Source organism: Nocardioides nitrophenolicus (assembly GCF_016907515.1).
GTDB classification, from domain to species: Bacteria; Actinomycetota; Actinomycetes; order Propionibacteriales; family Nocardioidaceae; genus Nocardioides; species Nocardioides nitrophenolicus.
The window spans coordinates 1,301,418-1,312,768 of sequence record NZ_JAFBBY010000001.1 but is presented as its reverse complement, the minus strand read 5'-3'; the positions used below and the strand labels follow the sequence as shown (position 1 = coordinate 1,312,768).

Here is an 11,351-nt window from a genome sequence, read left to right as displayed (position 1 = left end):
GGTCAGCGGACGACCGTCGCGCTGACCTTCGCGGTCGCGTCCTTCTTGCCGCTGTTGGCGAAGGTGATCTCGACCCACTGCACCTTCTTGCCGAACTGGTAGCGCTTGGTCTTGTCGCCCTTGCGGTTGATCTTGACCAGCTTGGTGAGCGGCACCTGGCCCTTCTTCTTGATGGTGACCAGGACGTAGCCGCCCTTCTTGCGGGAGGGGCCGTTCACGTGCACCCGCAGGTGGGCCTTGCCGCGCACCTTGGACTTGAACCGGATGGTGCGCGAGGCGAGGTGGCGCAGCTCGACGGAGTCGGAGACCGACCGGCGCGACGTCGACAGCTTGGCGCCCCGCCACAGCTTCGCGCGCGGGTAGGCGGCACCCTCGGCGTAGTTCTGCGCCGGGCGCCGGTTGGCCGCCGCGAACCAGCCGAACTGGGTGCGCAGGTCGGTGCCGCGCGCCGCCAGCGCGGCGTTGATCGCCTGCCGCGCGTTGGCGGGGCCGGCGGCCAGGTCCCAGATGTCGCGCACCACGACCGGCATGCCGCCGGGGCCGTTGGCGGCGGGGAAGTGCTCGCTGAGGTACTTGAAGAAGATCCAGGCGCCGTACGGCGCGAGGCCCTGGCGGTGGTCCATCGGCTGCGCGGGCTGGCCGAGCGGTCCGCCCTTGAGGTACTGGCGGTTGTCGTTGATGTCCGGGTAGACCTCGTCCTCGGCCCAGGTGGCCGTGGCCTCGAGCAGCCAGGTGTCCTCGTTGACGTCGTAGGCGAACTGCACCGCGTGGAAGTACTCGTGGGCCGCGGTCACCTGGAGATTGCCGATCGGGCCGGGGACCGGGCCGAACTCGGCGTAGTCGTTGTCGAGGACGCAGTACGCCGCCGCCGTCACGTGGCCGGCGACCCGCTGGTCGGTCGTGCAGTAGCCGTAGAGGCCGCGCTTGCCGAGGTCGGCGAGGTAGACGTCGAAGACGTTGGCGCCGTTGCCGGTGCCGCCGGCGGCCTGGCCCACGGCCCCGTCGCCGACGGGAGTGCGGTAGCCCGCGGCGACGTAGCGGCTCGCGACGTTCGTCATGACGGACCGGACCTGCTGCGCCCAGGCCTGGGAGGAGGCGTCGGACGAGCTCGCGACGTAGTGGACGCAGATGTTGCCGCCGCACTCGGGGGTCGCCTCGGGCGCGGTGTAGCAGGGGAGCCCGGAGCCGTTGGTGCACTCGATGCCACCCGAGCCCGGCGGCGGCCGGTAGCCGGTGCCGGGGCGGGCGAGCAGCCGGGCGGCGTCGTCCTGCAGACCGGCCGGCAGGTCGTCGCGGGTCAGCGCGAGGTCGCGCAGCGCCATGGTCAGGTCGGCACCGGTCTCGGGGGTGCCCGTCGGCGCCGTCTCCACGATGTCCTGCACCGTCGCGAGCGCCTGCTCGGCGGTCTCCTGGGCGGTGTCGTCGACGTCGACGGGCACGGCGACGCCGGCAGGGGGCGCGGGGACGGTGTCGTCGGCCTGCGCCGCGGCGCCCAGGAAGGGCACGGCGAGCAGGGCCGCGAGCAGAGCGCTGAGCAGGAGGGGGAGGGGCAGCCCGATGAAGGGGAAGTGGCTGCGACGAGGCATCAGGACCGGCCTAGGGTAGGGCGACAGGACATGGCTGACCCTATGTCACCGGCCGGTCGGGCAAACCTCACACCCGCCGGAGCACCGCCGTCACCTTGCCGAGGATGGTCGCGTTCGTGCCGTCGATCGGCTCGAACGCCGGGTTGTGGGGGAGCAGCCAGACCTGACCTGCCTTGCGCTGGAAGGTCTTGACCGTCGCCTCGCCGTCGATCATCGCGGCGACGATCTCGCCGTTCTCGGCCGTGGGCTGCTGGCGGATGACGACGTAGTCGCCGTCGCAGATCGCGGCCTCGATCATCGACTCGCCGCTGACCTCGAGCAGGAACAGCTGGCCGTCGCCGACGAGCTGGCGCGGAAGCGGGAAGACGTCCTCGACCCGCTCCTCGGCGAGGATCGGGCCACCGGCCGCGATCCGGCCGACGACGGGGACGTTGGCGGGCGCCGGCGCGGCGTCGCCGATCCCGGTCTCGTCGTACGTCGTCTCCTCGGCGGCGCCCATCGCTCGGCGCGCCGCCATCACCTCGGGCAGGAACACCTCGAGCGCGCGGGGCCGGTTGGGGTCGCGCTTGAGGTAGCCCTTCTCCTCGAGGGTGCGCAGCTGGTGGGCGACGCTGGAGGTGCTGGTGAGCCCGACCGCCTGGCCGATCTCGCGCATGCTGGGCGGGTAGCCCCGCTTCTCGATGCTGTCCTTGATGTGGGCCAGGACCCGCTGCTGGCGCGGGGTCAGCCCGGTCGCGTCGGCGGGGCCGTCGGGCAGCTCGGTGACGCTGCTGGCCGGCCCGCCGTCCTTGCGCTCAGTGCCCTTGCGCTCAGCCATGGATCGCCCTCCAGATCGGATCGGGTGGTGTGGCCCGGATCGACCGGGCCCGTGTGACGACGCTAACCGAACCCACCCGCCGGTTTCAAACACCTGTTCGAACCGCGTGTCGCGACACGCCGGTCGAACGAACTTTCGAACGGTGCTGGAAATCTTCGAACACCTGATCTAATCTCGTACACATGTTCGATCGAACGCCTGATCGAACACCTTCCGTCGGACCCCCTGGATACAACCTCCCTGGTTGCAGACAGCCCCGTCCCTTCCCCCGGAGGTCATCACCATGAGCACCCTCACCGTCGCACCCCGTGTCACCCAGGTCCGCCGCTCGGCGACCGCCGCCCGCCCCGTCGCCGCTCGCCCCGCTCCGCGGGGCCAGGTCCGGCTGACCCGGCGCGGCCGTGCGGTCGTGTTCCTGCTGGCCCTGGTCGCCGTCACCCTGGCCGCGGTCTGGCTCGCCGCCGGCTCCGCCGCCACCCGCGACGGCGGCGGCGCGCCGCAGGTCCAGCTGGTGACGGTCGGTCCGGGCGACACGCTGTGGGACATCGCCAGCGACGCGGCCGCCACCTCGGGCGACGACGTGCGCGACATGATGCAGACGATCCAGCAGCTCAACACCCTCGACGGCAGCGTGGTCTACGTCGGCCAGGAGCTGCGCGTCCCGACGCACTGAGCGGTTCCCGGGCGGCCGCGCCGCCCGTCCACGAGCTCTCCGCTGACTCGACCCCAGCGGAGACCGGCCAGCATTGGCCTTGGGGAAGACGAGGGGCGGGATCCGACCGAACCGGATCCCGCCCCTCGCGCGTCCTCGGGTCGCGTGGCCGCGGCGTACGTCGCGCGGTCAGCGAGCGGCGCGCTTGCCGCCCTTGGGGGTGGCCGGGTCCCGCTTGGGCCGCGGCTCGTGGTGGTGGGACATGCCGAGCGCGCGGGAGAGGCGGATCGCCAGCATGAAGGTGAGGAACAGGCAGAGCATGGCGCCCAGCGACGCGACGCCCATCAGCACCCACGCGCTGGTCTTGCCGTCGTGGCGTCCGGTCGCGCCGAAGTCGATCGCGGCGATGACGAGATATCCCCACGCGACCACGGAGGCGGTGGCGCCCGCGGCGATGAGCAGCAGGGCGGGACGGAACGTCGCCTTCGCTCGATCGCCAGCCCGCTTGCCACCCGTCACGGCGGTCATTGTTGCCGATGGGTGGGTGGAATGCTCAGCCAACGCGCCCTCGACCCCGCTTGGCCGGCCGCGAAACGCCGGTTCCGGAGCCGTCGCCGGGGCTGTCATGCGGGGTGACCTGCGCAAATGCCGTCGGACGCGACCCGCTCTCGAACTCGCCGCGGCCCGCGCTTGCATCACTGGTGGCCGAGGCGTACGGTTACCACTACATCTAGTAGTTACAACGATGTAGTTCTCCACATCTAGTCCACAAGGCGACCCTTCGTCACCCACAGGACAAGAGTGGAAACGCACAGATCGCCCCGACTTTTCCACAGGCTGGGGCTTGTCCACAGGTCGTAGGCTCGGGAAGGAGGGGACCCATGCACTGTCCGTACTGCAAGCACCACGACACCAAGGTCCTCGACTCCCGCGTCTCCGACGACGGCTGCTCGATCCGGCGTCGCCGGGTCTGCCAGTCGCCGAGCTGTGAGAAGCGGTTCACGACCGTCGAGGCCATGCAGCTGACCGTGCTCAAGCGCTCCGGCGCGACCGAGCCGTTCACCCGCGAGAAGGCCGTCGCCGGTGTCCGCAAGGCCTGCAAGGGTCGCCCGGTGGACGAGGACGACCTGGCCCGGCTGGGCCAGGAGGTCGAGGACCAGCTCCGGCTGGCCGGCAGCCCCGAGATCGCGGCCCACGAGGTGGGCCTGGCGATCCTCTCGCCGCTGCGCCGTCTCGACGAGGTCGCCTACCTCCGCTTCGCCTCCGTCTACCGCGGCTTCGACTCGGCCGCCGACTTCGAGAACGAGATCTCCCTGATGCGGGCCGAGCGCCAGCTCCAGTCCGAGGGAGCCCAGCCCGCCGCGACGGGCTGACCACAGACGCCCGGCAGGTAGTGGGGAAGCTGCCTGCCGGGCCACCACCTTCCCCGTTCCGCGGGAGCCCGCGCGGCTCCCGCCGCATCGCCGACGCTCCGCCCACACGCACCGCCCGCGACAGACCGCCGACAGACACGCCGACAGAGGAGACCAGGAGAGCCATGACCGAGACGGCCCGCAGCCAGACGCCCAGCGAGACGGCCAGCTACCCCACGAACGGACTGAAGATCCAGCGGGTCTTCAGCACCGAGGGGGTGCACCCGTACGACGAGATCACCTGGGAGCGGCGCGACGTCGTCCAGACCAACTGGAAGACCGGCGAGACCGTCTTCGAGCAGCTCGGGGTCGAGTTCCCCGACTTCTGGTCGCTCAACGCCTCCACCATCGTCACCACCAAGTACTTCCGTGGCGCCGTCGGCACGCCCGAGCGGGAGCGTGGCCTCAAGCAGCTCATCGACCGGGTGGTGTCGACCTACGTCAAGGCGGGCAAGGAGCACGGCTACTTCGCGAGCGCGGCGGACGCGGAGGTCTTCGAGCACGAGCTGACCTGGCTGCTCGCCCACCAGTACTTCTCCTTCAACTCCCCGGTCTGGTTCAACGTCGGCACCACCGCTCCCCAGCAGGTCTCGGCGTGCTTCATCCTCTCGGTTGACGACTCGATGGACTCGATCCTCAACTGGTACAAGGAGGAGGGCTTCATCTTCAAGGGCGGCTCCGGCGCCGGTCTGAACCTCTCCCGGATCCGCTCCTCCAAGGAGCTCCTCAGCAGCGGCGGCACCGCCTCCGGCCCGGTCTCCTTCATGCGCGGAGCCGACGCCTCGGCCGGCACGATCAAGTCGGGTGGCGCCACGCGCCGTGCGGCCAAGATGGTCGTCCTCGACGTCGACCACCCCGACATCGAGGAGTTCGTCGAGACCAAGTGGCGCGAGGAGGACAAGATCCGCGCGCTGCGCGACGCCGGCTACGACATGGACCTCGGCGGCAAGGACATCACGTCGGTCCAGTACCAGAACGCCAACAACTCGGTGCGGGTCAACGACGAGTTCATGCGCGCCGTCGAGAACGGCGGCGAGTTCGGCCTGCGCTCCCGGATGACCGGCGAGGTCATCGAGACCGTCGACGCCCGCGCCCTGTTCCGCAAGATCAGCGAGGCCGCGTGGGCCTGCGCCGACCCGGGCCTGCAGTACGACGACACGATCAACGACTGGCACACCAACCCCGAGACCGGCCGGATCACCGCGTCCAACCCGTGCTCGGAGTACATGTCGCTCGACAACTCCTCGTGCAACCTGGCCTCGCTCAACCTGCTCAAGTTCCTGCGCGACGACGACACCTTCGACGCGCCGCTGTTCGCCAAGGCCGTCGAGCTGATCATCACCGCGATGGACATCTCGATCTGCTTCGCCGACTTCCCGACCGAGCCGATCGGCGAGACCACCCGCAACTACCGCCAGCTCGGCATCGGCTACGCCAACCTCGGCGCGCTGCTCATGGCGATGGGCCTCGGCTACGACTCCGAGGGTGGCCGGGCGATGGCCGCCACCGTCACCTCGCTGATGACCGGCACGTCGTACCGCCGCTCGGCCGAGCTCGCCGCGATCGTGGGCCCCTACAACGGCTACGCCCGCAACGCCGAGGCCCACCAGCGGGTGATGCGCAAGCACCAGGCGGCCAACGACGACGTGCGCACCCTGCACATCGCCGACGCCGAGGTCCACAAGCTGGCCACCGAGGAGTGGGCCAAGGTCGTCGAGCTCGGCAAGACCAACGGCTACCGCAACGCCCAGGCCTCGGTCCTCGCGCCGACCGGCACCATCGGCTTCATGATGGACTGCGACACCACCGGCATCGAGCCCGACTTCTCCCTGGTGAAGTTCAAGAAGCTCGTCGGCGGCGGCTCGCTGCAGATCGTCAACCAGACCATCCCGCGGGCGCTGAAGAAGCTCGGCTACGACGAGGAGAAGATCGAGGCGATCGTCGCCTACATCGGCGAGCACGGTCACGTCGTCGACGCCCCCGGCCTCAAGCCGGAGCACTACGAGATCTTCGACACCGCCATGGGCGAGCGCTCGCTCAAGCCGATGGGCCACGTGCTGATGATGGCGGCCTGCCAGCCGTTCCTGTCCGGCGCCATCTCCAAGACGGTCAACCTGCCCGAGTCCGCCTCGATCGAGGACATCGAGCAGATCTACCTCGAGTCCTGGAAGCTCGGCCTCAAGGCCACCGCGATCTACCGCGACAACTGCAAGGTCGGCCAGCCGCTGGCCGACGGTGGCGGCAAGGCCAAGAAGGACGCCGCCGACGCGGCCGACGCGGACGCCAAGGTCGTCGAGAAGGTCGTCGAGAAGGTCGTCTACGCGCCGACCCGCAAGCGCCTGCCGAAGTCGCGCCAGGCCCGGACCACGTCCTTCACCGTCGCCGGAGCCGAGGGCTACATGACCTCGGGTGCCCACGACGACAACACCCTTGGCGAGATCTTCCTCAAGCTCGGCAAGCAGGGCTCGACCCTGGCCGGCGTGATGGACGCGTTCTCGATCGCGGTCTCGATCGGTCTCCAGTACGGCGTCCCGCTCGAGACCTACGTCTCGAAGTTCACCAACCTGCGCTTCGAGCCCGCCGGACTCACCGACGACCCGGACGTGCGGATGGCGCAGTCGATCATGGACTACGTCTTCCGTCGCCTGGCCCTCGACTACCTCTCCTTCGAGGAGCGCTCCGCCCTCGGCATCTACTCCGCCGACGAGCGCCAGCGCCACCTCGAGACCGGCTCGTACGAGCCCGTCGAGGAGACCGGCAACGCCTCCGAGCTGGTCGAGACCGCGCCCGCCGCCAAGTCCGCCCCGGTGGAGGCCGAGGTCGTCGAGACCGTCGAGGAGGACCCGCTCGCCGGTGCCCCCGAGGTCAAGGTCGCCAAGACCACTGCCGAGTTGCTCGAGCAGATCACCGGTCACGCCGTCGACTCGCCGCTGTGCATGACCTGCGGCACCAAGATGCGCCCCGCCGGCTCCTGCTACGTGTGCGAGGGCTGCGGCAGCACCTCCGGCTGCAGCTGACCACCCGGCTCCGTACGACGGCCCGGCTCCCTCTCGCGGGAGCCGGGCCGTTCGTCGTTCTCAGTGCGCGACGCTGATGCCGCGGGCGGCGAAGGCGTCCTCGATGACACCCGCGGCCGCGGCGCCGTCGCGGGTGAGCGCCTCGTCGTAGACCGCCGTAGCGGCCGCGTCGAACGAGGTGTCCGCGGCGAAGTCGAACTGGGCGTCGATGACCGTGGTGTCGAAGGCGCGTGAGGTCAGGCCGAGCGACGCGTAGCCCGCGCGGGCGTCCCAGAGGGCGCCGCTCCAGATCTGGCCGTCGTAGTGCACCTCGCCCTTGCGGTCGGCGACGGTCAGGTCGGTGTCGAGGCGGCGCAGGCAGTGCACCGGACCGGCGGTGTAGGCCGTGGAGTCCCAGTCCATGACGCACGCCTCGGGCGCCCGCACCGGCCAGTCGTACTGCGCGGCCGCGTCCAGCCCCACCGACACGGCGAGGTAGTCACCCCAGGCCTCGCCGATCGACCCGGCGTCGAGCGAGGTGCCGTAGCCCGGCACCTGGGAGGCGTGCACCGCGTGCCCGTACTCGTGCACGATCACCTCCGCGTCCTCGGCGTCGTCCACTCCGCCCTTGCCCAGGCGGATCCGGTACGGCTTGTCGGTCTGGTAGCTGTTGTCGCCGCCGTACTGGTCGATCTTGACGCTGAACGGCTGCTTGACGACCGGGCGCAGCGTGGAGCCGAAGCCGAGCGACTGGAGGTACTCCTGCGCCTGGTTCACCCAGAAGTAGGCCATGACCTGCTCGAACTGGTCGTCCTGGCGGTTGTAGTCGAAGACGCCGTCGGCGGCGTACGCCGGTTTGCCGGTCGCCGACTCGACGCTGACCCAGCGGCCACGCAGGTAGCCGGAGCCGTCCAGGTTCCGCAGCGGCACCCGCGCGTACTCGCTAGCGGGCACGGCACTGGCCGAGTCCTTGGCGTCGACGAGCGACTCGTCGCCACTGGACTGCACGGGGTTGACCTCGAAGACCAGCCCGCTGCCGGTGGTGATGCCGGGAGCGGGTTTCGCGCCGGCCGGGGCAGCCAGGGCGGCGAGAGGAAGGATGACGGTGAGGACGGCGGCGGCCGGGCGAAGTTTCACCTTTCGGACACTAACGCCGGATGAAGGGGTGCGGGAAGGGGTGTGATCAGGCCAGGCTTCGGCCGACCAGCTCGACCGCGGGCAGGTCGGCGGGCGCCCAGTCGAGCTCGTCGAGCCGATCGGGGCGCAGCCACCGGATGGCGGCGTGCTCGACCGGCGCGGGGCTGCCGGACAGCACCCGGCACCAGTACGTCGACAGCACCACCACGACGGAGGACCCGACGTGTCGCGTCGTGGTCACCGGGCCGCCGACCTCGACGACGCAGCCGAGCTCCTCGCGGATCTCCCGAGCCAGGGCGGCGGCCGGAGTCTCGCCGGGCTCGACCTTGCCGCCGGGGAACTCCCAGCTCCCGCCGGCATCGCCGCCGGGCCCGCGCCGGGCGCACAGGACCAGGCCGTCCTGGACGATAACGGCGCCGACGACCTCGATCTCCACAGCACGATGCTCGCAGATCGGCGAGCCGCGTCGTTGGCTATCGTCGTCGGGTGAGTGCAGCCGACCGAGCCGACGTCGTCCGCCGGGCCCGGGCGCTGCTCGGCCGGACCATCGTCGGCCACGGCGTGAGCGTGCGGATCACGGAGGTGGAGGCCTACGGTGGCCGCGAGGACCCGGCGTCGCACGCGTTCACCCGGACGCCCCGCTCGGAGATCATGTACGGCCCGGCCTACCGGCTCTACGTCTACCGCTCCTACGGCATCCACCTGTGCGCGAACGTCGTCACCGGCCCCACCGAGATCGGGGCGGCGGTGCTGCTGCGCGCGGGGCGGGTCGTCGAGGGCGTCGAGCTGGCCCGCTTCCGGCGAGGGGAGACCCCGCCGGAGCGCGACGACAACCTGGCGCGCGGTCCGGGGAATCTCGCCCAGGCGCTCGGCATCACCCTCGACGACCTCGGCACCGACCTGCTCGCCGCGCACGACGGTGGCGACTTCACCGGCGTCCGCCTGGGTCCCGAGACCCGGGCGGCGCGCGGGATCAACAGCGGTCCGCGGGTCGGGGTGTCCAAGGCGGCGGACGTGCCGTGGCGGTTCTGGCTCGACGGCGACCCGACTGTGTCGGCGTACAAGCGAAGCCCCCGGGCGCCGAAGGCGGCCGACCCCACTACGCTCCGGCCGTGACCACTGAGCACCCGACGTACGAGAACGTCACCCTCGACCCGCGGGCCAACGTCTACTTCGACGGCGCCTGCGTCAGCCACACCTTCCACCTCGCCGACGGCACCCGGAAGTCGGCCGGCGTGATCTTCCCGGCCAGCCTGACCTTCGGCACCGCCGCGCCCGAGGTGATGGAGCTCAACGCCGGCCGGTGCCGGATCCGGCTCGCCGGCGCGGAGGAGTGGCAGGAGTACGGCGCGGGCGAGTCGTTCAGCGTGCCGGGCGACTCGTCGTTCGACATCGAGGTCACCGAGACGCTGGGGTACGTCTGCCACTACGGCTGATCGGGGCGCATGCAACCCGGGGCCGCCCGCCGCACGTGTAGGGAGCATGAGACCGAAGGCCCGCGACGCCGCGTTCGAGGAGTTCGTACGCCGCCGGCGCTCCCACCTGCTCGGCACCGCCGTGGTGCTGACCGCCGGTGACCACCATCTCGCCGAGGACCTGGTCCAGGGCGTGCTGGTGCGGCTGTACCTCGCCTGGGGCCGGGCCAGCCGGCGCGGCGGGGTCGACGCCTACGCCCGGCGGGCGCTGGTCAACGCCCTCATCGACCACCGTCGGCGTCCCTCGGTGGCGCGGGAGACGGTGACCGACGCCGTCCCGGACCGTGCGGTCGTGCCGACCGCGCCCACGGTGCTGGCGACGGAGGCGGTCGACGCCGAGCTGCTCGCCGCGCTGAAGGCGCTGCCGGAGCGGATGCGGGCGGCGGTCGTGCTGCGGCACGTCGCCGACCTGAGCGTGGAGGACGTCGCGGACGCGCTCGGCTGCAGCCCGGGCACGGTCAAGAGCCAGACGGCTCGCGGTCTCGCCAAGCTGCGGGAGCTCCTCCCGCAGGCCGAGTCGATCCCGGCCGCCCCCTACGAAGGAGAACCGTCATGACCGACCTGCCCGACCTCGCGGACCGACTGCACCGCCTCGGCGGTGACGGGCCCGCCACCACCGACGAGACCGTCCGCCGCGACCTGGCCCGAGGTCGCCGTGCCTCGCGCCGCCGCGCGCTGCGGGTCGGTACGGCCGGGCTCACCCTGGCCGCCGTCGCCGGCGTGGGTACGGCGATCGCCGTCAGCGCCGACCGCACGCCGGCGCCGTCGGTCGCGGCGCCGAGCCCGGGCGACCCGACCGACCCGACCGACGCGACCGACGCGACCAACCCAGGCGGCGTGCAGCTCGTCGCCTACACCGGCGAGCAGCAGCCCGGCTTCGTCGTCGCGAAGGTGCCGGCGGGCTTCGTGCTCGAGGGGGCGACGGCGTACAACCTCAATGTCGCCCGTGCCGACGACCACAGCGGCCTCGACGTCTTCGAGGACAAGCTGGTCGTGATGCTCGAGTCGCGGTCGGTGACCGGCGAGCCCGAGGGGGCGCCGGTGCGGGTCGGCTCCCACGACGGCTGGCTGCGCACCTCCGAGGGCGGCACCCAGACCCTGACCTACGACGACGGCGAGCACCGGGTGGTGGTCCAGGCGTGGAAGTCGCTCGGCCTCAGCGACCGGCAGGTCGTCGAGTTCGCCGAGGGCGTCACCGTGACCGCGCAGGCGCAGGCGGGCGTCGGCTGACCCGGTCACCGGCCCGGCGAGCGGGTCCGGTGCTCCGAGGCCGAGC

Annotated in this window: 12 protein-coding genes; 7 read left to right on the top strand and 5 right to left on the bottom strand. The window is 71.3% G+C overall.

Annotated elements, in window-relative coordinates:
* Positions 1-2: 2 nt before the first annotated feature.
* Positions 3-1,586 (bottom strand): MXAN_6640 family putative metalloprotease, encoded by a 1,584-nt coding sequence (locus JOD66_RS06445; RefSeq protein WP_204836076.1) that lies wholly within the window; start codon positions 1,584-1,586, stop codon positions 3-5.
* Positions 1,587-1,653: 67 nt separating this feature from the next.
* The gene (lexA, locus tag JOD66_RS06440) at positions 1,654-2,403 is read right to left on the bottom strand and encodes a transcriptional repressor LexA (RefSeq protein WP_204836075.1); all 750 of its coding nucleotides are present in this window, start codon (positions 2,401-2,403) and stop codon (positions 1,654-1,656) included.
* Between the two features lie 283 nt (positions 2,404-2,686).
* Between lexA and JOD66_RS06435 the strand changes: the two genes are divergently transcribed.
* Entirely contained in the window at positions 2,687-3,076 is a 390-nt protein-coding gene (locus tag JOD66_RS06435; protein WP_204836074.1) for a LysM peptidoglycan-binding domain-containing protein, read from the top strand.
* A 168-nt stretch (positions 3,077-3,244) separates the two neighbouring features.
* Here the strand turns inward: JOD66_RS06435 and JOD66_RS06430 are convergent, their stop codons facing one another.
* Complete coding sequence (locus JOD66_RS06430) at positions 3,245-3,574, bottom strand: hypothetical protein (protein ID WP_204836073.1); 330 nt, start codon at positions 3,572-3,574, stop codon at positions 3,245-3,247.
* A gap of 362 nt (positions 3,575-3,936) precedes the next feature.
* Here JOD66_RS06430 and nrdR point away from each other — a divergent pair, with 362 nt between their 5' ends.
* Both nrdR and JOD66_RS06420 read left to right on the top strand, forming a co-directional pair.
* Positions 3,937-4,428 carry a transcriptional regulator NrdR gene (gene nrdR, locus JOD66_RS06425; protein WP_204836072.1) on the top strand — a complete coding sequence of 164 codons (492 nt, stop codon included), beginning with the start codon at positions 3,937-3,939 and terminating at the stop codon, positions 4,426-4,428.
* Positions 4,429-4,592: 164 nt separating this feature from the next.
* Positions 4,593-7,484, top strand: a complete 2,892-nt coding sequence (locus JOD66_RS06420; RefSeq protein WP_204836071.1) for a vitamin B12-dependent ribonucleotide reductase — start codon at positions 4,593-4,595, stop codon at positions 7,482-7,484.
* A gap of 60 nt (positions 7,485-7,544) precedes the next feature.
* On the opposite strand, the gene JOD66_RS06415 is transcribed toward JOD66_RS06420, so the two are convergent.
* Both JOD66_RS06415 and JOD66_RS06410 read right to left on the bottom strand, forming a co-directional pair.
* On the bottom strand, positions 7,545-8,600 hold the full coding sequence (locus tag JOD66_RS06415; RefSeq protein WP_204836070.1) for a gluzincin family metallopeptidase: 1,056 nt from the start codon (positions 8,598-8,600) through the stop codon (positions 7,545-7,547).
* A gap of 46 nt (positions 8,601-8,646) precedes the next feature.
* The gene (locus JOD66_RS06410; RefSeq protein WP_204836069.1) at positions 8,647-9,036 is read right to left on the bottom strand and encodes a (deoxy)nucleoside triphosphate pyrophosphohydrolase; all 390 of its coding nucleotides are present in this window, start codon (positions 9,034-9,036) and stop codon (positions 8,647-8,649) included.
* A 50-nt stretch (positions 9,037-9,086) separates the two neighbouring features.
* Between JOD66_RS06410 and JOD66_RS06405 the strand changes: the two genes are divergently transcribed.
* Genes JOD66_RS06405 through JOD66_RS06390 form a run of 4 tightly spaced genes read left to right on the top strand, consistent with a single transcriptional unit; the run spans position 9,087 to position 11,305 of the window.
* The gene (locus JOD66_RS06405) at positions 9,087-9,716 is read left to right on the top strand and encodes a DNA-3-methyladenine glycosylase (protein ID WP_204836068.1); all 630 of its coding nucleotides are present in this window, start codon (positions 9,087-9,089) and stop codon (positions 9,714-9,716) included.
* Positions 9,713-10,036 carry a pyrimidine/purine nucleoside phosphorylase gene (gene ppnP, locus JOD66_RS06400; RefSeq protein ID WP_204836067.1) on the top strand — a complete coding sequence of 108 codons (324 nt, stop codon included), beginning with the start codon at positions 9,713-9,715 and terminating at the stop codon, positions 10,034-10,036. Before JOD66_RS06405 ends, ppnP begins: the two co-directional genes overlap by 4 nt.
* A gap of 46 nt (positions 10,037-10,082) precedes the next feature.
* Entirely contained in the window at positions 10,083-10,631 is a 549-nt protein-coding gene (locus JOD66_RS06395; RefSeq protein WP_204836066.1) for a SigE family RNA polymerase sigma factor, read from the top strand.
* A complete protein-coding gene (locus tag JOD66_RS06390) occupies positions 10,628-11,305 on the top strand; it encodes a hypothetical protein (protein ID WP_204836065.1) in 678 nt (225 codons plus the stop codon). The genes JOD66_RS06395 and JOD66_RS06390 overlap by 4 nt, the downstream gene beginning before the upstream one ends.
* Positions 11,306-11,351: the final 46 nt, after the last annotated feature.